General features: G+C 69.5%; 15 protein-coding genes and 2 riboswitches. Of the genes, 3 read left to right on the top strand and 12 right to left on the bottom strand.

Annotated features, from left to right (window positions below):
- The first annotated feature begins 83 nt into the window (after nt 1-83).
- On the top strand, nt 84-713 hold the full coding sequence (locus OCU_RS38130; protein ID WP_008256979.1) for a MerR family transcriptional regulator: 630 nt from the start codon (nt 84-86) through the stop codon (nt 711-713).
- Between the two features lie 61 nt (nt 714-774).
- Nucleotides 775-872, top strand: a riboswitch (glycine riboswitch).
- Nucleotides 873-999, top strand: a riboswitch (glycine riboswitch). It abuts the riboswitch before it with no gap.
- 52 nt (nt 1,000-1,051) lie between these two features.
- Nucleotides 1,052-3,874, top strand: a complete 2,823-nt coding sequence (gcvP, locus tag OCU_RS38125) for an aminomethyl-transferring glycine dehydrogenase (protein ID WP_009957612.1) — start codon at nt 1,052-1,054, stop codon at nt 3,872-3,874.
- 19 nt (nt 3,875-3,893) lie between these two features.
- Here the strand turns inward: gcvP and OCU_RS38120 are convergent, their stop codons facing one another.
- The 7 genes from OCU_RS38120 to OCU_RS38090 form a co-directional block, all read right to left on the bottom strand.
- Nucleotides 3,894-4,538 (bottom strand): TetR/AcrR family transcriptional regulator, encoded by a 645-nt coding sequence (locus OCU_RS38120; RefSeq protein ID WP_009957611.1) that lies wholly within the window; start codon nt 4,536-4,538, stop codon nt 3,894-3,896.
- Nucleotides 4,539-4,658: 120 nt separating this feature from the next.
- Nucleotides 4,659-5,642, bottom strand: a complete 984-nt coding sequence (locus tag OCU_RS38115) for an oxygenase MpaB family protein (protein WP_009957610.1) — start codon at nt 5,640-5,642, stop codon at nt 4,659-4,661.
- Between the two features lie 31 nt (nt 5,643-5,673).
- A complete protein-coding gene (locus OCU_RS38110) occupies nt 5,674-6,564 on the bottom strand; it encodes an oxygenase MpaB family protein (protein ID WP_008256968.1) in 891 nt (296 codons plus the stop codon).
- 350 nt (nt 6,565-6,914) lie between these two features.
- Entirely contained in the window at nt 6,915-9,038 is a 2,124-nt protein-coding gene (locus tag OCU_RS38105; protein WP_014382621.1) for a substrate-binding domain-containing protein, read from the bottom strand.
- A 103-nt stretch (nt 9,039-9,141) separates the two neighbouring features.
- Nucleotides 9,142-11,337, bottom strand: a complete 2,196-nt coding sequence (locus tag OCU_RS38100; protein WP_008256964.1) for a malate synthase G — start codon at nt 11,335-11,337, stop codon at nt 9,142-9,144.
- A 312-nt stretch (nt 11,338-11,649) separates the two neighbouring features.
- A complete protein-coding gene (locus OCU_RS38095; protein WP_009954822.1) occupies nt 11,650-12,690 on the bottom strand; it encodes a hemolysin family protein in 1,041 nt (346 codons plus the stop codon).
- On the bottom strand, nt 12,687-14,057 hold the full coding sequence (locus OCU_RS38090) for a hemolysin family protein (RefSeq protein WP_009954823.1): 1,371 nt from the start codon (nt 14,055-14,057) through the stop codon (nt 12,687-12,689). The genes OCU_RS38095 and OCU_RS38090 overlap by 4 nt, the downstream gene beginning before the upstream one ends.
- Nucleotides 14,058-14,368: 311 nt before the next feature.
- On the opposite strand from OCU_RS38090, the gene OCU_RS38085 reads away from it, so the two are divergent.
- Complete coding sequence (locus tag OCU_RS38085; protein WP_008256958.1) at nt 14,369-14,992, top strand: GNAT family N-acetyltransferase; 624 nt, start codon at nt 14,369-14,371, stop codon at nt 14,990-14,992.
- Here OCU_RS38085 and mbtN read toward each other — a convergent pair.
- From mbtN to gndA, 5 genes are read right to left on the bottom strand one after another with little or no spacing between them, the layout of a single operon-like run.
- The gene (gene mbtN, locus OCU_RS38080) at nt 14,959-16,125 is read right to left on the bottom strand and encodes a mycobactin biosynthesis acyl-ACP dehydrogenase MbtN (protein ID WP_009954826.1); all 1,167 of its coding nucleotides are present in this window, start codon (nt 16,123-16,125) and stop codon (nt 14,959-14,961) included. The two genes, OCU_RS38085 and mbtN, sit on opposite strands and share 34 nt — an antisense overlap.
- A 9-nt stretch (nt 16,126-16,134) precedes the next feature.
- Complete coding sequence (gene mbtM, locus OCU_RS38075) at nt 16,135-17,703, bottom strand: long-chain-fatty acid--ACP ligase MbtM (RefSeq protein ID WP_008256952.1); 1,569 nt, start codon at nt 17,701-17,703, stop codon at nt 16,135-16,137.
- Nucleotides 17,696-17,950: an acyl carrier protein gene (locus OCU_RS38070; RefSeq protein ID WP_008256950.1), complete on the bottom strand. Its 255-nt coding sequence runs from the start codon at nt 17,948-17,950 to the stop codon at nt 17,696-17,698. Before OCU_RS38070 ends, mbtM begins: the two co-directional genes overlap by 8 nt.
- A gap of 54 nt (nt 17,951-18,004) precedes the next feature.
- Complete coding sequence (locus tag OCU_RS38065) at nt 18,005-19,441, bottom strand: GuaB1 family IMP dehydrogenase-related protein (RefSeq protein WP_014380175.1); 1,437 nt, start codon at nt 19,439-19,441, stop codon at nt 18,005-18,007.
- A 39-nt stretch (nt 19,442-19,480) separates the two neighbouring features.
- Entirely contained in the window at nt 19,481-20,950 is a 1,470-nt protein-coding gene (gene gndA, locus OCU_RS38060; RefSeq protein WP_009956145.1) for an NADP-dependent phosphogluconate dehydrogenase, read from the bottom strand.
- Nucleotides 20,951-21,049 lie beyond the last annotated feature (99 nt).

Genomic DNA, 21,049 nt, shown 5'->3' with positions numbered 1-21,049 from the left:
GCACTCGGGCCTGAGCAGACGTGGCTGCGGTGCAGCCAACAACGCAGCTAACGACGAGAGCGCGATCGCGGAGAGGAACCACCGTGAGCGAGCAGCCACGCCAAGAACAGCTCAACCTAGCTGAGCAGGGCACCGACGCGAGTAGCGACCGCAGCATCACCGCGGCCGGCCCCCCCGTGCAGCCCGGCCTGTTCCCGGACGACTCCGTGCCCGACGAACTCGTCGGCTACCGCGGTCCCAGCGCGTGCCAGATCGCCGGCATCACCTACCGGCAGTTGGACTACTGGGCGCGCACCTCGCTGGTGGTCCCGTCGATCCGCAGCGCGGCGGGCTCCGGAAGCCAGCGGCTCTACTCGTTCAAAGACATCCTGGTTCTCAAGATCGTCAAGCGGTTGCTCGACACCGGCATCTCGCTGCACAACATCCGCGTCGCGGTCGACCACCTGCGTCAGCGCGGTGTTCAGGATCTGGCCAACATCACCCTGTTCTCCGACGGCACCACCGTCTACGAGTGCACGTCGGCCGAAGAGGTCGTCGACCTGCTCCAGGGCGGGCAGGGCGTGTTCGGCATCGCCGTGTCCGGCGCCATGCGCGAGCTGACCGGCGTCATCGCCGACTTCCCGGGCGAGCGGGCCGACGGCGGCGAGTCGATCGCCGAACCCGAGGACGAGCTGGCGTCCCGGCGCAAGCACCGCGACCGCAAGATCGGCTGACGGCGCGCCCCGACAGCGCGCGACCGCGCGCACCCGTGGCCGAGTAAACTGGGCCGCGCATCGTATTCGAGCGGGAGAGTTCCGTGACGGCCAGTCACGGACGCCGAAGGAGCAACACCTCTCCGTCAACCTCTCAGGCACCCGGACCGCGCGAAACAATGATGCCTCTGGAAAGCGGTGACGACCCGGCGGGTCGACACCCGCCGATGGGGAAAGGCGCCCGGGACAGGCATCCGGCGCCGAATCTCTCAGGCGCCCGGCGCAGGGTGAAGACAGAGGGAGAGGGCCGTTCGTCCTCTGCCTCGATCCGTCGTCGCCCGCCTACCCAGGAGTTTCCAGTGCCCGATCAATCCACGTTCGCCGCCCGGCACATCGGCCCGGACAGCCAGGCCGTCGCCGCCATGCTCGCCGTGATCGGTGTCGACTCCCTCGACGAGCTGGCGTCCAAGGCGGTCCCGGCGGGCATCCTGGATCGGCTCGCCGACAACGGCGCCGCGCCGGGACTTGACCGCCTGCCGGCACCGGCCAGCGAGACCGAGGCGCTGGCAGAGTTGCGGGCGTTGGCCGACGCCAACACGGTGGCCGTGTCCATGATCGGTCAGGGCTACTACGACACGCTCACGCCGCCGGTGTTGTTGCGCAACATCTTGGAGAACCCCGCCTGGTACACGGCGTACACGCCGTATCAGCCGGAGATCAGCCAGGGCCGGCTCGAGGCGCTGCTGAACTTCCAGACGATGGTCGCCGACCTGACCGGCCTGGAGGTCGCCAACGCCTCCATGCTCGACGAGGGGACCGCCGCCGCCGAGGCCATGACCCTGATGCACCGCGCGGCCCGCGGCAAAACCAACCGGCTGGCCGTCGACGCCGACGTCTTCGCCCAGACCGCGGCCATTCTGGCCACCCGCGCCAAGCCGCTGGGCATCGAGCTCGTCACCGCCGACCTGCGGAAGGGCCTGCCCGACGGCGACTTCTTCGGCGTCGTCGCCCAGCTGCCCGGCGCCGGCGGCCGGGTCACCGACTGGACGGCTCTGGTCCAGCAGGCCCACGACCGCGGCGCGCTGGTCGCGATCGGCGCCGACCTGCTCGCGTGCACGCTGATCACGCCTCCCGGTGAGATCGGCGCCGACGTCGCCTTCGGTACCACCCAAAGATTCGGTGTGCCAATGGGATTCGGCGGACCGCACGCCGGCTACCTGGCCGTGCACGCCAACCACGCGCGCCAACTGCCCGGCCGGCTGGTGGGGGTCTCGCTGGACGCTGACGGCAACCCGGCCTACCGGCTGGCGCTGCAGACCCGCGAGCAGCACATCCGCCGCGACAAGGCGACCAGCAACATCTGCACCGCGCAGGTGCTGCTGGCGGTCATGGCCGCGATGTACGCCAGCTACCACGGCGCCGAGGGGCTGACCGCGATCGCGCGCCGCGTGCACGCTCACGCCGAGGCGATCGCCGCCGCGCTCGGTGATGCGCTGGTGCACGACAAGTACTTCGACACCGTGCTGGCCCGCGTGCCGGGCCGTGCCGCCGAGGTGATCGCCGCGGCCAAAGCCAAGGGCATCAACCTGTGGCGCGTCGACGACGACCACGTGTCGGTGGCCTGCGACGAGGTCACCACCGACGAACACGTCGCCGCGGTGCTCGAGGCCTTCGGGGTGCAACCGGCCGAGCCGGTGTGCGCCGGCATCACCCGCACCTCGGAGTTCCTGACCCATCCCGCCTTCACCCAGTACCGCACCGAGACGGCGATGATGCGCTACCTGCGCACCCTGGCGGACAAAGATATCGCCTTGGACCGCAGCATGATTCCGCTCGGCTCCTGCACGATGAAGCTCAACGCGGCCGCCGAGATGGAGCCGATCACCTGGCCGGAATTCGCCCGCCAGCATCCGTTCGCGCCGGCCTCCGACACCCCCGGGCTGCGGCGTCTGATCGCCGACCTGGAGACCTGGCTGGTGCACATCACCGGCTACGACGCCGTCTCGCTGCAACCCAACGCCGGCTCGCAGGGCGAATACGCCGGCCTGCTGGCCATCCACGACTACCACGCCAGCCGCGGCGAACCGCACCGCGACATCTGCCTGATCCCGTCGAGCGCGCACGGCACCAACGCGGCGTCGGCGGCGCTGGCCGGGATGCGGGTGGTGGTGGTGGCCTGCCACTCCAACGGCGACGTGGACCTCGACGACCTGCGCGCCAAGGTGGCCGAACACGGGGAGCGGCTGTCGACCCTGATGATCACCTACCCGTCCACGCACGGCGTCTACGAGCACGACATCGCCGACATCTGTGCCGCGGTGCACGACGCGGGGGGCCAGGTCTACGTGGACGGCGCCAACCTCAACGCGCTGGTCGGCCTGGCGCGGCCGGGGAAGTTCGGCGGCGACGTCAGCCACCTGAACCTGCACAAGACGTTCTGCATTCCGCACGGGGGCGGCGGACCGGGCGTCGGGCCGGTGGCCGTGCGTTCGCATCTGGCGGCGTTCCTGCCCGGGCACCCGCACGCCCCCGAGCTGCCCCACGGGCATCCGGTGTCCTCGGCGCCGTACGGGTCCGCCTCGATCCTGCCGATCAGCTGGGCCTACATCCGGATGATGGGCGCCGAGGGCCTGCGCGCGGCGTCGCTGACCGCGATCACCTCGGCCAACTACATCGCCCGTCGCCTCGACGAGTACTTCCCGGTGCTCTACACCGGCGAGAACGGCATGGTGGCCCACGAGTGCATCCTGGACCTGCGCGGCATCACCAAAGACACCGGCGTGACCGTCGACGACGTCGCAAAGCGCCTGGCGGACTACGGTTTTCACGCGCCCACGATGAGCTTCCCCGTGGCCGGCACGCTGATGGTGGAACCCACCGAGAGCGAGACCCTGACCGAAGTCGACGCCTTCTGCGAGGCCATGATCGCGATTCGCCGCGAGATCGATCGGGTGGGTGCGGGGGAGTGGTCCGTCGACGACAACCCGCTGCGCGGCGCCCCGCACACGGCCGAGTGCCTGGTCATCGGCGAGTGGGACCACCCGTACACCCGCGAAGAGGCCGCCTATCCGCTGGGCAAGGACTTCCGGCCCAAGGTGTGGCCGCCGGTGCGCCGTATCGACGGCGCCTACGGCGACCGCAACCTGGTCTGCTCGTGCCCGCCCGTGGAGGCGTTCGCCTGACGGCGGGGTCGGTGCGGGATCACCCCGGCGTTCGCGCCGGGGCCCGCAACGCCAGCGGCACCAGGTATCGGCGGGCGAAGTCGCGGGCCTCGTTCGGGTTGTAGATCGGGATGACGGACTCGGGCGTCTTGATCAGCGAAATGATCAGGCGCCCGATCATCTCGCCGACGATCTCGGTGTCCAGGTCGGCGGCCAGTTCGCCACGCTCCTGCCAGCGGCGCAGCCACGTCGCGATGTAGCCGCGCGTCATGGCGATCAGGTGCTCGTCGGTCAGGTAGGCGGACAGCTCCCCGGCGGCGGGCGATTCGCGGATGCTTCGGGTCAACAACTTGGGGGCGGAGGCCTCGTGCACGAACGCGGCGAAGACTTCGGCGATCCCTTCCTCCGGTGATCCCGCGCGACCCGCGACCTCGGAGACCAGCGTGCTCAGCCGCAGCGATTCGTCCATGATGGTCAGCCGCACCAGGTTTCGCTTGTGCCGAAACCGGCGGTAGACGGTGGCGACGCCGACACCGGCGGTGTCGGCGATGTCCTGCATGGTGGTGTTGGAGAATCCGCGCTCGGTGAAGCAGGTGCGTGCCGCGGTGACGATCGTGCGGGCGGTCGGATCGAGGCTGGCCAGGCCGTCGGGCAGCGCGCCGAGCAGCATCGCGGGGTCTGCCATCTGCCCTCCAGCCGGTTGGGGTATCAGGTCAATTCTGCGCCCCATCAGCGTATTCACCGGCATTCGCGGCGCGCCGGTGCGGGTGCGCCGTCACCACCGCGAGAAAGCCGGGCTTGCGGGTCAATTCCGCTCGGGCGCCGCGAAGGAATCCAGCAGCACCGAACGGTAGCGGTCGCGGAGCCGCTCGTATTGGTAGCGGTTGTAGGCCAGGGGTTCCAACGTCAGCCGGCGCGGCAACCACCGCCAGCCCAGCTGCAACGCGGCGACGTAGACGACGAACTCGACCTGCTCGCGCGCGCCCCACCGCACATTGAGCAGCCGGCGCATCGTGGGGTGGGCGACGGCGGCCGAACACACGACCACCGGGCGCGATGCCAGAGTGGTCAGCACCGGCCAGACCACTTGCAGCACGGGCCGCAGTTGCCGGGAAACCAGCAGCTTCGGGATCGGCGGGGCGACGAAGCTGCGATTGGCGAATTGCAGAAACTCGTTGTCGGCCAAGTCTTTTGCCGCGACGGCGTCGTAATGTTCGAGCATGTCGTGCAGGGTCGCCGGCAGCTTCCCCTGCTTGCTGGGCAGCTCCAGAAACTGCAGTTCCGAACGCAGGGTCTGATAGACGACCTCTTTCTCGGCGAGGGTGAGGCGACGCCCGCACACCCGCAGATAACCCTGGTACAAGAGGTTGAGACCGCTCACGGCCACCCAGGTCCACACCTCGGGGTTGAGCGCGCTGTAGCGCGTGTCGCTGAACGAGTCCTTTCCCGTGCCGCGGACGTCGCGGTGCAACCGTTTGAGATCGTCCCGCGACGCCTTCACGTCCGAGCTGTCACCGAAGGCGGCGAGGGCGGTGAACGCCGCACTGCGGATCCCACGGTCGGTGAAGTTGTCGGCGAAGCGTCCGCTGCGGTCCACCGCGGCCGCGATTTCGCGATGCGCGACCTGGTCGAGGGCCAGGCGGCCGAACGCCGCGGCCAGCGGCGACCCGGCGAACCACCTGACGTCGTCGGCCAGCGCCCGGTGCGCGGAATTCCATTCCGCTTCGGGGGGCACGAACGTCGCCGCGGAAGCGTTGCCGCGCCGGTCGATTCGGCTTGTCATCGTCATCCCGTTCCTCCTTGTGCGCGTCGGTGGGCCGTCACACGACGGTCGCCCCGATCCGGTGCCGCAAACGCATGTCCCACACCACCGCCTGCACGCCGAGGCGCGTCAAGAACCGCGGCGTGAACAGGTCCAGGACCCCGAGGAGGCGCTGCCAGCGGTCGAACCGGCGTTGCTGCGCGGCCGTCCAGCCGAACCCGAGCTTTTCGCGCAGCTGCGGCGGCAGGTACCCCAGCGTCATGAAGAGGTTCCACCCGCCGAACAGCGCCGAGACGGGGGCGGGCAGAAAATCCAGGCGCGCGATGCCGATCAGGTAGCTGCGCATGCGGTCGTCGAAGTCGAGCCGGTCGAGTTGCTCCTGCCAGTACCGGTCTGCGGCTTCGCGGTCGGCGGGCCACATTTCCGGCGGCACCTGCAATGTGGTGGCGAACACCGACGCCGCCCGGTGGATGGTGTCGGGGTCGCGTCGGGAACGGCCGCCCCGCAGCCTGCGGGTGTCCTCGAACACCGCGGCCATGCAGGAGGCGACCCACAGCTGTAACTGCGGGTCGAAGGCGTTGTAGCGCACCGGGCTTTGCGGGCCGGAGCGCACCTGGGCGTGTGCGGCGTTGACGGCCTCCCGGTACACACGGCGGTCCCGCGCGTTGCCGGCGATGGCCACCGCGATGTAGGTGAAGGTGGTGCGGGCGCGTTTGAACGGATGCTTGTACAGGTTGCCGCTGTCCACCTTGCTTTCCATCACGCCATAGGCCACACCGGAATTCGCCAGCTGCATCACGACGTTCGCCGCGCCGTAGGCGGGGGACAGCCACGGCGATATCTCCTCGGCGAGAAACGAGGTGTCGGCGGAATCCGTGTCCGCCCGCCGGTCGCGCCGCTCGGGTCCGGCCGGGACGTCCTCCGGGTCGGTGGGCAGGGGCTGGGCCATGGGGTGCCTTCCTGGGTTGGCCAACGGCTCAACGAGATTCGGTGCGGTGTGCGAAGGGGAGGCGGGCGCGCCCGGGTGCCGCGCGGCCGCCGAGCAGGGCGCGCCAGGCGCTCCCGCGTCGCCGGGTCGCCGAAGGGGGTCCGGTCGGGCGCAAGGCCGGTGTCGCGGCGGCGTCCAGCGGTGCAGAGGACATCGTTGCGCTACGTCTTCCTGGATCAACGTTGATAGAAAGAACGGTTTGTTCTATCACGAGTGTGGCACAGCCGACCGCGATTGGATAGACGGTGTCCGAATTTTCCGGTTTTCCGTGCACGACGCCGTCGGCCACATCGTGACCGACGCCGGGCCGGCTAGCCCAGGAAGGCGTTGACCGCCGTCGCGAGCTCGGGGGACGCCGACGTCGCGATGTTCTGGTAGCTGCCGCCGCTGAGCTGGGCGACGGCTTCCCACGTCGATCGGTCCGGATCGGCCCCGAAATCGATGACGTTCACCGCGATCGGCTTGGCCGGGTCGGCGCTCTTGCGGATGAAATCCTGTAGCCCCGGACCGTCCAGGGTTTGGTCGGTGTGGGGTCCGGAGGTGATCACTAGAAGCGAATTGGCTTGGCCCGCATGGTAATTGGCCTGCATGTCTTGGTAGATCATGCGCAGCGTGGTGAACGACACCGCGCCGCCGCCCGAGGAGTACTGCTTGTCCAGGGCGGCCAATAGTGCGGCCGAGCGTGGCTGGCCGCTGGAGCCGCCGACGGGATCGGCCAACGGGCCGCTGGCCACCTCGGAGCGGCCCTCGTGACCGTCGAAGGTCCACAGGCCGACGACGGCGCTGGCGGGCAGGGCCTTGATCCGGTCCTGAAGCGCCGCAATCACGTTCGCCAGCCGGGACTTCGCGCCTTCCTGGCCGGGCATCGACTGGTCGAGCATGATCGTCGTGGCCTGCCCGGTCGATGGCGCGGCCATGGCCTCGGCAAGGGTGGCGCGCATCGGGTCGTCGCCGACGGTCAGCGTGGACGGCAGCGTCGGGAAGGTGGTCACCGGGCTGCTGGGGGTTTTGACCCCGTTGACCCGGAAGCCCGCCTTCGCCAGCTTGGCCAGCTGATCGGGCTTGTGCATGAAGCGGGAGAACTCGCTGGCCGCCGTGGCCTGTTCGCGCGTGAGCCACGAACCGCTGAGCAGCACGGTGGGATAGTCGGCCACCGGCGCGGGACCCGGCGGCAGCCAGGAAGCCAAGGCGCTCTTGGCATCTGGGAGCGATTGGCCACGCTGGAATAGCTGCTGTTCGGTGGTGATCACGGCGTGCACCGGCGCGGTCGCCGGGTCACCGGGCTTCAGCAGCGTGTTCATCGCCTCGGTCAACGAGTTGTCGGCGAGCTTGGGTTGCGCGCTCAACAGGGAGCGCACCGCGGCGGTGCCCTGGGGCACCGGGGCGCCGGGCGGTACGGACGCGGCCGCGACCGCCTCACCGGCAAGAAACGATGCGTCCCCGTTGCCGCCCATCGGCAGCGCCAGTCGCAGCGACCCCCACGCGGGTAAGTTCAACCCCGCCAACGCATTCGGGTTGGTCTGCAGCCCGGGCAGCGCCGCCCAGTTCTGCTTGGCGAGGGCCGGTGCCAGTTCGGGACGCACGGCAAGCACCACCGGGGAGCTGACCAGTGAATGGCTCTCGCTGATCGTCTTCTGAGTCGCGGCTCCCGCCAGCCGGGCGGCGGAGATCGAGCTGCCGGGGATCCACAGCGCCGGCTGGCCGCCCAGTTCCGCCGGCCACTTGCCGATGAAACCGTTGAGCACGGCGTCGGAGTCGGCCGGCTTGACGTTGACCACCATGCAGCGGTCGCCGATCGGTCCGGCCGATTTGTTGTAGCTTTCGGCGAGTTCCTGAACGGACGTGGCGATCGACGGGTCGGCGACGACGGCTACGGTCTCTTGACCGCCGACGCAACGGCCGGCCGCCTTGTGCGACCGCTTGGACAGCACGTCGCCGAAGAAGCTCCACAGGATCACCGATCCCACCACGACGACGACGGCGACCAGCGCGACGATCACCCCGATGCTGACGCCGCGGCGACCGCCCTCGCTGCGATGGCCGCCCCGCCAGTCGGCGAGCCCCCGGTGCCCGCCGCGAAACAGCGAGGGGGATTCGGCCGGCGGCTCCGAACTCGCCGGTCCGCCCTGGCGCGGCGGAAACTCCGGGTACTCGTCGGCCGTGCTGTCAGCGAACGCGTCGCCCGCGGCGTACGGCTCGTCGTCGGCGTAGGGCTCATCGTCGTCGGGATAGTGGCGCTCGTCCGAGTAGTAGTCCTCGTCCGCGTAGTCGTCGTCGGCGTAGTCGTCGTCGGCTTCCGAGTAGTAATCGGCCGCCTCGCCGGCGTCCCGCTGCTGATGTCCTGCGTCGTCACCTCGGGACGGCTCGTCGACCACGTCGTCGCGAGAAGGCTCGTCGAGGGAGTCGTCAGGGTCGGGCGCACTGTGCCTACCCATAGCAGTGCCCGCGGCCTTTCCGTCGTTCCATCCGAATGAACTCGCCGCCGATTTTAGTCATCCGCGGCACTATTACACGTGCGAACCCGATTCCAGCGCAGGCTCAATTCGACTGCGCGGCGCGCGCCTTGGCCTCGCGCCGACGGCGGTGCAGGATCGGCTCGGTGTAGCCGTTGGGCTGCTGCGTTCCGGTCAGGATGAGGTCCTGCGCCGCCAGGAACGCCAGGCTGTCGTCGAAGTTGGGCGCCATCGGCAAATACGCCGCATCCTTGGCGTTTTGCTCGTCCACCAGCGGGGCCATCCGCTCGAGGCTGGCCCGCACGTCCTCCTCGGTGATCACACCGTGGCGCAGCCAGTTCGCCAGCAGCTGACTCGAAATCCGCAGTGTCGCACGGTCTTCCATGAGCGCCACGTCGTGGATGTCGGGCACCTTCGAGCAGCCGACGCCCTGGGCGACCCAGCGCACCACGTAGCCGAGGATGGACTGGCAGTTGTTGTCGACCTCCTCGCGGATCTCCTCGGGAGCCCAGGCCAGTTCCTTGGCCAGCGGGATGGTCAGCAACTCGTCGATGTTGGTGCGCTTCTTGCCCGCCAGCTCCTCCTGCACGGCGCCCACGTCGACGTAGTGGTAGTGCATCGCGTGCAGGGTGGCCGCCGTCGGCGAGGGCACCCACGCGGTGGTGGCTCCGGCCTTGGGCTGGCCGATCTTCTGCTCGACCATGTCGGCCATCAGTTCGGTCATCGCCCACATGCCCTTGCCGATCTGCGCCTTGCCCTTGAACCCGGCGGCCAGGCCGATGTCGACGTTGGCGTCCTCGTAGGCCTTGATCCAGGTGGTGCCCTTCATCGCGCCCTTGCGGATCATCGGACCCGCCTCCATCGAGGTGTGGATCTCGTCGCCGGTGCGGTCGAGGAAGCCGGTGTTGATGAACACCACCCGGTCGGCCGCGGCCTTGATGCAGGCCTTGAGGTTGACGGTGGTGCGCCGCTCCTCGTCCATGATGCCGACCTTGAGGGTGCCCTGCGGCAGCCCGAGGACGTCTTCGACCCGGCTGAACAGCTCGCAGGTGAACGCGACCTCGTCGGGCCCGTGCATCTTGGGCTTGACGATGTAGATGGACCCGGTGCGGCTGTTGGCCAGCGGCCCGTTCGCCTCACTCGTCTTGAGCCCGTGAATCGCGGTCAGCCCGGTGAACAGCGCATCCATGATGCCCTCGAACACCTCGTGACCCTCCGCGTCGATAATCGCGTCGTTGGTCATCAGGTGGCCGACGTTGCGGACGAACAGCAGGCTGCGGCCCGGCAGGGTCAGCTCGCCCTCGCCGTCGGGCGTGGAGTAGGTGCGGTCCTGGTTGAGCACCCGGGTGAAGGTCTTGCCGCCCTTGTCGACGTCCTCGGACAGGTCGCCCTTGTTCAGGCCGAGCCAGTTGCGGTAGCCGAGCACCTTGTCGTCGGCGTCGACGGCGGCCACCGAGTCCTCGAAGTCCATGATCGTGGTCACGGCCGATTCCAGGATCACGTCCTTGATGCCGGCGGCGTCGGTCTTGCCGATCGGCGAGTCCGGATCGATGAGGATCTCGATGTGCAGGCCGTGGTTGACCAGCAGCACCGACCAGCTGGGGGAGCCGAGCTCGCCGGTGTAGCCGGCGAACTTGTCCGGGTCGGCCAGGCCGGCGGAACCGTCGGCGGTCGCGACCTTCAGGCGGCCGTCCTCGACGGACAGACCGGTCGCGTCGGCCCACGAGCCGGATTCCAGCGGCACGGCCTCGTCCAGGAATTTGCGCGCGTAGGCGATGACCTTGTCGCCACGCACCTTGTTGTAGCTCGACCCCTTTTCGGCGCCGTCGTCCTCCGAGATGACGTCGGTGCCGTACAGGGCGTCGTAGAGCGAACCCCACCGGGCGTTGGCGGCGTTCAGCGCGAACCGGGCGTTGAGCACCGGCACCACGAGCTGGGGGCCCGCGGTCGTGGTGATCTCGTCGTCGACGCCCGAGGTGGTGATCGTGAAATCCGCGGGTTCGGGCAGCAGGTAACCGATTTCGGTGAGGAACTCGCGATAGGCGTCGATGTCGAGCGGCTCGATGACCCGCTGCCGGTGCCACTTGTCGATCTGGGCCTGCAGCTCGTCACGCCGGCGCAGCAGATCCTGGTTCTTCGGGGTGAGGTCGGTGACGACCTTGTCCACGCCGGCCCAGAAGCTGTCCGGGTCGATATCGGTGCCGGGCAAGGCCTCTTCGTTCACGAAGTCGTAAAGCACCCGGGCGACGCGCAAGTTCCCCGCCGACACGCGATCAGTCATGATTCTCCTCCGTCATGGGCCGCCCTGGACCCTCCATGGGCCGTCGAGGGACCAGAAAGGCCCAGATTGGCAATGTCATCAGCCTACCGAGCACAGCCTGGCGAGCGTTATTCGCCGACCTGCCACAGCAGGTCAGGACGCGCTGACAGCCCCAAGAATGATGCTGCGGTGGTAACCGGAATCGATGTCCAGCAACGCACATTCCGTGCGCAAGCGGCACTGTGCCCTCCGGCGCCCTCCAGCACTTTCTTAACTGGTAGCCGTGAAAGATCATACGGGCTGCGCGCGGTCGGGCCCGCCGGGCCAGTCTCGCTAGGCCTCGCGCATCGTCCCGACGAAGTCTTCGACCAGGTCTTCCATCGCCACCATGGCCACCACGGCGCCGATCTCGTCGATGACCAGCGCCAGGTGGCTGTTGCTGCGGCGCAGCCGCGACAACGCCTCGGCCAGCGGCAGCGACCTCGGCAGTCCCGGCAGGGGCCGCACCTTTGCCAGATCGATCACCGTCTCGGGATCGTCGTCGAGCGTCAGCACGTCCTTGATGTGGAGGTAACCGACGAAGCTGCCGTCGACGTTTGCCACCGGGAAGCGGGAGTAGCCGCTCTGGGCCAGGGCTTCCTCGACCGCTGCGACCGTCGGGCCCTTGCCGGCGCCGGCCACCGGCACCGCGCGCACCCCGGACAGGGGCACCGCGACGTCGCCGACCACCCGGTGGCGGATCTGCAGCGCACGCGCCAGCCGGGTGCCCTCCTCCTGGTCCAGCAGCCCCTCGGACGCGGACTCGGCGATCATGGCGCTCAGCTCGACGGGGGAGACCGTGATCTCCAGCTCCTCCTTGCGCTCGACCCCGAGCGCGCGCACCACCACGCTGGCGCACTTGTCGTAGAACACGATGAACGGCCGGGCCGCCCGCACGTAGGCCAGGTACGGCGGGACCAGCAGCATGGCCGTGCGCTCCGGACCGGCCAGCGCAATGTTCTTGGGCACCATCTCGCCCAACAGCACGTGCAGCGTCACCACGATGACCAGAGCGAGCGCCAACGACAGCGTGTGCAGCAGCGCCGGGTGAATCGCGGTCAGCCCGAGCCCCGTTCGCAGCAGGTCCGAGACCGCCGACTCACCGATCCGGCCGAGCAGCAGCGACGCGGCCGTGACGCCCAGCTGCGCGCCGGCCAGCATGGACGGCAGCTGCTCCCCGGCGCGGATCACCGTGACGGCGGCGGCTCTGCCCTGTTCCGCCAGCGCTTCGAGGCGGTCGCGCCGCGCCGAGATGAGCGAGAACTCGGCCCCGACGAAGTACGCGTTGACCGCGATCAGCAGGCACGCCAGCAGCACGCCCATGGTGTCGCTCATCGGTGTGCCTCCGGCGCGGGAATGTCGCCGTGACCGCTCAGTTCGGTCAATTCGAGCAAGTCGATCCGGCGGCCGTCCATCCGGATGACCCGCGCCTGCCAGCGCGTCACCGCGTCCAGCAAGCCGTCGGCGTCCAGGCCGGGAAGCTTCACCGTGTCACCGGCCGCCGGGATGTGACCGATCTCGCGCAGCACCAATCCGCCGATCGTCTCGTAGGGGCCCTCGGGCGCCCGGAATCCGGTGGCGGCGGCCACCTCGTCGATGCGCAACAGGCCCGACACCCGCCAGCCGGTGCCGGCGGGCACCACGTCGGGCGTGGCGTCGTCGTGTTCGTCGCGGACATCGCCCACGATCTCTTCGATCAGGTCCTCGAGGGTCACCATGCCCGCGGTGCCGCCGTATTCGTCGACGACGAGTGCGGTTTGCAAACTGTTGGCCCGGATCTCGGCCATCACCGCGTCCCCGTCGAGGGTGGAGGGCACCACCGCGACGGGTTGCGCCACCGTGGTCAGCAGCGTGCGCCCGCGGTCGGCGCGCGGGATCGCGAACACCTGTTTGACGTGCACGATGCCGACGGTCTCATCGAGGTCGCCGTCGACGATGGGGAAGCGGGAGAACCCGGACTCGGCGGCCGCGGTCACCAGGTCGGCGACCGTGTCGTCGGTCTGCAGCGCCACGATCTTGGAGCGGGGCGTCATCAACTCCTCGGCGCTCAGCGTGCCGAACTGCAACGATCGCCGCACCAGCGCCGCCGTCGAGGCGTCCAGGGCGCCGCTGCGCGCCGACGAACGCACGAGCGACAACAGCTCTTGCGGGGACCGTGCGGACCGCAACTCCTCGGCGGGCTCGATGCCCAACCGGCGCACGATCCAGTTCGCCGCGCCGTTGGTCAATCGGATCGCCGGGGTCAACAGCAGCGAGAACAGCACCTGAGCCCCCACTACGGCGCGCGCGGTCGACAGCGGCCGCGCCACCGCCAGGTATTTGGGGACGAGCTCACCGAACACCATCGACACCGACGTCACGATCACCAGCACCAGCGCGGCCATGATCGCGTCGCCGACCCGGTCGGGGATGCCGAGCGCGTCCAGCCAGGGGTGAGGCAGGTCCTCGACCATCGGATCGGTCAGGTAACCGGCCGCCAGCGTCGTGACGGAGATCCCGAGCTGCGCGCCCGACAACTGAAACGACAGCCGCTGGTGCGCGCGGCGGATCCAGCGGTCGCGGCGGCCGCCGCCGCGGGCGTTTGCCTCCACGGCGCTGCGGTCCAGGGTGGTCAACGAGAATTCGGCGGCGACGAAGACGGCGTTGCCGAAGATCAGCACCGCGATCGCCACAATGCTGATCACGGTGACGGTGACGTTCATGAATTACGCCGCCCGCGGGTCGACGGTGGTGGGCCGGTGACCGGGGGAGGCTCCGCATCGGGCGGCTCGTCCGACGGCCCGTGCGCCGGCAAGCCGATGGCCTGCGCGGGTGCCTGCGGCACGTCGATCCTTTCGCTGCCTGGTGACCGAGCGGACGCGGTTGCTTCCGTCTTTGCTGCCTAATGCTAGCCCGGGTGACGGCGCCGCGGCGCCGACCGCTCGCGGCGGCGCCGCGGGTTGGCGCCGGAAACCGCCGCTGACCGAGGGCAACTACGGTATGCCTACCCTTACTCAGGTACGCTCTGCGCACTATGCCCGACGCCCCACCGGACACGCCTGCCGTCCAGATCCTGCCGCGCGAACGCTTCGACATCGCCGACGAGGTCGCACAGATCCCCCGGCCACCCACGCCCGCCCTGGATGCCCCCTTCGGGCTGCGCGCGGCCCAGCTCGAGGACGCGGACATGGTGGCCGAGTGGATGAACCGGCCGCACCTGGCCGAGGCGTGGGAGTACGACTGGCCGACCCCGCGCTGGCGGCAGCACCTGGACGCCCAACTCGAGGGCACCTACTCCCTGCCGTTGATCGGGAGTGTGCGCGGCAGGGATATCGCCTACCTCGAACTGTATTGGGGCGCAAAGGATCTGATCTCGCGCTATTACGACGCCGCGCCGTACGATCTGGGGCTGCACGCCGCCATCGCCGACGTGAAGCTGGTGAACCGGGGCCTGGGCCCGATGCTGTTGCCCCGGATCGTGGCCAGCGCCTTTTCGGCGGAGCCGCGGTGCCGCCGGATCATGTTCGACCCCGATCACCGCAACACCACCGCCCGCAGGCTGTGCGAGTACGTCGGATGTGAGTTCCTCGGCGAGCACGACACGACGAACCGGCGCATGGCGCTCTACGCGCTGGAAGCCCCCACCACCGACGCGTAGCCGGCGTAATCGGGCGCCATTGCGGCGGCGACCAACTCCCACAACACCTCGTCGGTGCCGCCGCCGACGCGGGCGAGCTTCATGTCGCGCCACCACGCACCCAGCGGCGTCTCGTCGATGAGGTAACCCGCGCCGCCGAATATGTGCATGCATTCCGACATCACTTCCTCGCCGAGGCGGGCCGCGGTCACCTTGACACCCGCGGCCGCGCGCAGATCCAGCCGGCCCTGGGCCGCGATGCCGAGCAGGCCGTGCCGCAGCAGGTCGACGCGCGCCTGCAGATCCGCCATCCGCAGCCGCAGCGCCTGGTGCTCGAACAACGTGTGACCGAACTGGCGACGAGTCATCATGCGCGCCAACGTGATCCCGATCGCCCGCTGGCACGACGCCGCGATCTGACCGGCGATCGACATCCGCTCGTGGGCCAGCCCCCAGCTGATGGCCGCCAGCCCGGTGCCGGCCCGCGCGACCAGGGCGTCGGCGGGGACCCAGGTGTCGATGTGCACGGCGGCGGTGTCCAGCGGCCCGGCGCCGACCTTGTTGTAGGGCCGCTGCACGCCGACCTGGGCCGTCGGCACCGCGATCAGCGCGACGTTGCCGTACTTGCTGGACGAGTCGTGGTCGACGCTGCGCGCCACCACCATGATGTGATCGGCGATGGGGGACAACGAGACGAACTTCTTGATCCCGCGGACATCGAAACCCCCGTCCCGAGAGGAGATCTCGGTCTCGACGATCTGCAGGTCGGAGCCGCCGGACTCCTCGGAGGCTCCGATGCACAGCACGGCCTGCCCCCGGATCGCCCGTTCGCAGATGTCCCGCAGGTAGTCGGACTTGCCGAACCGGCGCAGGACGGCGATCGCCGAGTCGTGCAGGCTGACCCCCACCCCGATGCCGGCCGAGGACAACCTGCCCAGGGCGAAGGCGAGCTCGACCAGCTTGCCGACGTCGGGCAGCGCGCCGTCGCCCCATTTTTCGCTGAAGACACCGCGCGCACCGAGGTGTTCGATCAGTTCACGCGGAAACTGTTGGCGCGCTTCGGCTTCCGTCGTCCACGCCAGGACCTGTTCGTTGAACGCGTCGGCCAGCAGGCCACGGTAGCCGTCGAGACTGGTCTGGGTTGTCTCAGGCACTGCCGTCACTTAATCCACCGCCTCTAGGGAGCGCCGCACTTCCAGGCGGCGCAGCTTGCCCGACGACGTCCGGGGCAGCGACCCCGGCGCCATGAAGATGACGTCGGAGGGAACGACGCCGCACACGGACGCGACGCGCGCGATGACGTCGGCGCGCGCGCCGGCCTGATCCGCCCCCCGGAATTCGGCGGCGACGATCAGGCCGGGGCGCGCGGAACGTTCGCCGGTGGCCAGCGCCACCACGGCGCCTTCGCGCACCCCGCGGACTCCGGCGGCAACCGTCTCGATCTCGGTCGGGAAGATGTTGCGTCCGGCGATGGTGATGAGCTCCTTGGCCCGGCCGCACACCACCAGGCCGCCGTCGGCGATGAAGCCGAGATCGCCGGTGGGAAACCAGCTTTCGCGGTCGACGGGGTCGTGCCCCAGGTAGCCGTCCATCATCGACGCGCCGCGGATCTCGATCTCACCGATGTCGCCGTGCGTGTCGTCGCGCGGCGAGATCCGGATCTCGGTGCCTGCGATGGGTTCGCCCAGCATCGCGTGGCGGCGCGAGCCCGCCTCGTCGGTGACGTCGGCGAACCGCAGCCCGGTGCCGGGGGCGGGCACGCTCACCGCGCACGTCGACTCCGCCAGCCCGTAGGACGGGGTGGCGGCGCCGGCGTCGAACCCGAAGGGGCCCATCGCGTCGGCGAAGCGCTCGAATCCCTCGCAGTCGACCGGCTCCCCGCCGTTGATCGCCACCCGCACGGCGCCGAGGTCCACGTCGGAGACCCGGCGGGCGTACCTGCCGACCAGGTTGTAGGCGAAGTTCGGCGCCGCGGTGATCGTCGCGCGGCTTTCCGACAGCCAGCTCAACCAGCGAAACGGCGAGGCGGTGAAAGCCGATGTGGGAGAAAGCCATACCGACATGCCGCCCAGCGACGACGCGAGCAGGAAGGACAGGCCCATGTCGTGGTAGAGCGGCAGCCACGAGCAGCCGACGTCCGCGGGGGTGACCGAGAGGCGGTGATTGAGGCCGCGCAGGTTGGCCAGCACCGCCCGCGGCGACAGCGCGGCGGTCTTGGGCGAGCCGGTCGAGCCCGCCGTGCCCTGCAGGATCGCGGGATTCTCGCGTCGGGCCGGCGGCTCGCCACACGTGCGGCCCGTGCGCGCCGCGGGCCCAACGTCTTCGACGACCATGTCCTCGTCGAGGCCCGCGGGATCGAGCGATTGCAGGCCGTCCAGATAGGAGCCGTGGCTCAGGACGGTGCGCACCCCGATGCCGCGGAAGCGGGTCAGCGTCGCATCGGCCCACCGGCGGCCCTCGGCGCCGCGCACCGGCCCGGGCAGGATCGAGACGCTCGCGCCCGTCAGCCAGGCACCCTGAATGGCGGCGACGAACTCGACGGTCGGTTCGCCGACCAGTCCCACCGCGGCCGGCCGGCCCCGGTCCAGCAGCCACGCGGCGACGCTCTCGGCCAGCCCGTGCACCTCGGGCCAGGGGTGGCGGTGCCAGGCCGAGGCCTCGCGGTCGAACACCACCAGATCGCTGGTGCCGCCGCGCATCGCGACCGTCAGCGCCGTGGCCAGCTCACTCATCGCGATGTTTGGCGGCGATCGCGGCCTGCAGGTCGCCGACCGTGTCGCAGTTCAGGAGTTCCTCTTCGGACAGCGAGACACCGAGCCGTTCTTCGATGGCCACCATGCCCACGGCGAAGGCCACCGAATCCAGCCCGACGTCGTCGACCAGTCGGGCGTCGGGGGTCAGGCGGGACGCGTCGACGTTGAGGTCCTCGCGCAGGATGCTCAGCAGCTCGGCGCTGACGGTGGGGGAAGAGGAGGTCATGGCGCAGTAGGCTAGCAGGCCCTATTAGGCAAGGCTAGCCTTACCCTGCGCGTGTCACCACCCCAGCGGGAGCGGATGCCCCTCGGCGAAGCCCGCGGTCGACTGCACCCCGACCACGACCCGCTCATACAGTTCCGCCAGGTTCGCGGCGCCGACATAGGTGCAGGTGCTGCGCACCCCGGAGGTGATGTGATCGAGCAGATCCTCGACACCGCCGCGGGCGGGGTCCAGCCCCATCCGCGACGTCGAAATGCCCTCCTCGAACAACGCTTTGCGGGCCCGGTCGAAGGGGGTGTCGGCGCCGCTGCGGGCGACCACGGCCCGCTTGGACGCCATGCCGTAGCTCTCCTTGTACGGTTGGTCCTCGCGGTCGCGCATCAGGTCGCCGGGCGACTCGTAGGTGCCGGCGAACCATGACCCGATCATCACGTTGGACGCGCCCGCGGCCAGTGCCAGCGCCACATCGCGGGGATGGCGGATGCCGCCGTCGGCCCACACGTGCCCGCCCAATTCCCTTGCCGCCGAAGCGCATTCGACGATGGCCGAGAATTGCGGGCGCCCGACCCCGGTCATCATCCGGGTGGTGCACATCGCGCCCGGCCCGACGCCGACCTTGACGATGCTCGCCCCGGCGCCGAGCAGGTCGCGGGTTCCCTCGGCCGAGACCACGTTGCCCGCCGCCAGCGGCACGCCGAGGTCGAGCGACGCGACCGTGTTGATCGCCTCCAGCGTCTTGACCTGATGCCCGTGTGCGGTGTCGATCACCAACAGATCGATCCCGGCCTCGACCAGGGACCGCGCCTTGGCCCCGACGTCGCCGTTGATGCCGACGGCCGCGCCCACCCGCAGCCGGCCGCGCGCGTCGACGGCCGGCGCGTACAGGCCCGCGCGGATGGCGCCGGTGCGGGTCAGCACCCCGGCCAGCGTGCCGTCGGCGTTGGTGACGACCGCGACACCGATCGGGGACTGCTCGAGCAGGTCGAAGATCTTGCGCGGCTCGGTGCCCACCGGGGCGGTGACGAAGTCGGTCATCGCGACGTCGCGCACCCGGGTGAACCGATCGACACCCAGGTAGGACGATTCGCTCACCAACCCCAGCGGACGGCCCTCGAAAGCCACCACGGCGACCCCGTGCGCCCGTTTGTGGATCAGGGCCATCGCATCGGACACCGAGTCGTCGGGCTCGAGCACCACCGGGGTGTCGAGAACCAGGTCGCGGCCCTTGACGAACTCGACCGTCTGCTCGACCGCGGTGATCGGCAGGTCCTGCGGCAGGATCACCAGCCCGCCGCGGCGCGCCACCGTCTCGGCCATCCGCTTGCCGGCCACCGCCGTCATGTTGGCGACGACGACCGGAATCGTCGTACCCGAGCCGTCCGCGGTGGAGAGGTCGACGTCGAACCGCGACGCGACCTCCGAGCGGTTGGGCATGATGAAGACGTCGTTGTAGGTCAAGTCGTATCCGGGCCGGTGCCCGTCGAGGAACCTCATCGCAACGCGAACCCCCTTACGCCCTCCAGTGTGGCCCAGCTAGGCGGGCACTTCGGTGCGGTCGCCGCTCCACAGCGTGTGGAAGCGCTTGTCGGGGTCGTCATCGATGCGGCCGTAGGTGTGCGCGCCGAAGAAGTCCCGCAACCCCTGGGTCAGCGCGGCGGGCAGCCGCTCGGTGCGCAGCGCGTCGTAGTACGACAGCGCCGAGGAGAACCCGGGGATCGGGATGCCCAGCTGGGTGGCGGTCACCACGACACGGCGCCAGCCGTCGATGGCGTCCTCGATGGCGCTGCGGAAGTACGGCGCCACGATCAGCGTCGGCAGGTCGGGGTCCTCGTCGAAGGCGTCCTTGATCCGGTTGAGGAATTTAGCCCGGATGATGCAACCGCCGCGCCAGATGGTGGCCAGGTCGCCGGGCGTGATGCCCCAGTCGTATTCGGCGCTGCCGGCCTGAATCTGGTTGAAGCCCTGGGCATAAGCGATGATCTTCGACGCGTACAGCGCCTGCCGGATGTCCTCGGTGAACTGCTTCGCATCGCCGGGCTTGGTGCCCAAGCCGCCCGATGCCAGCCCGGTGGTGGCCTTGCGCTGGGTCACCGACCCCGACAGCGCGCGCGCGAACACCGCCTCGGCGATGCCGGTGACCGGCACGCCGAGATCCAGGGCCGACTTCACCGTCCAGCGGCCGGTGCCCTTCTGCTCGGCCTCGTCGAGGATCAGGTCGACGAGCGGCTTGCCGGTCTTGGCGTCGGTCTGGCGCAAGACCTGCGCCGTGATCTCGACGAGGAAGCTGTCCAGGTCGCCGGAGTTCCACTCGTCGAACACGTCGGCGATCTCGCCGGCGGTCTTGCCGAGGCCGTCGCGCAGGAGCTGGTAGGCCTCGCCGATCAGCTGCATGTCGGAGTATTCGATGCCGTTGTGCACCATCTTGACGAAGTGCCCGGCCCCGTCGGGACCGATGTGGGTGCAGCACGGCACCCCGTCGACGTGCGCGGAGATCTCCTCGAGCAGCGGGCCCAGCGACTTGTACGACTCGGCCGGGCCGCCAGGCATGATCGACGGCCCGTTGAGCGCGCCCTCCTCTCCGCCGGAGATGCCCGCCCCGACGAAGTGCAGACCGCGCTCGCGCATCGCCTTCTCCCGACGGATGGTGTCGGTGTAGAGCGCGTTGCCGCCGTCGATGATGATGTCGCCTTTTTCCATGGCGTCGGCAAGTTCGTTGATGACGGCGTCGGTGGGATCGCCGGCCTTGACCATGATCAGCACCCGTCGCGGCTTTTCCAGCGCGTCGAGGAACTCGGCGATGGTCTCCGACCGCACGAACTTGCCGTCGCCGCCGTGCTCCTTGAGCAGCGCGTCGGTTTTGGCGATCGACCGGTTGTGCAGCGCCACGGTGTAGCCGTGCCGGGCGAAATTGCGGGCGATGTTCGACCCCATCACGGCCAGGCCCGTGACGCCGATCTGTGCGGTGCCGGTCTTGGAACCCGCCTGGGTGTCCGACGAACTCATGTCTTCGCCTCTCAATCGGGAGAACATTTCGGCAAAAGCTTTCGGTGACACTGTGGCACAGCGCAGGAATGTGCGCCCCGGGTGATCGGCTCTGCGCGA

This window comes from Mycobacterium intracellulare ATCC 13950 (assembly GCF_000277125.1).
Taxonomy (GTDB): Bacteria; Actinomycetota; Actinomycetes; order Mycobacteriales; family Mycobacteriaceae; genus Mycobacterium; species Mycobacterium intracellulare.
The sequence above is the reverse complement of the archived record's forward strand: the minus strand, read 5'-3'. Positions and strand labels throughout refer to the sequence as shown.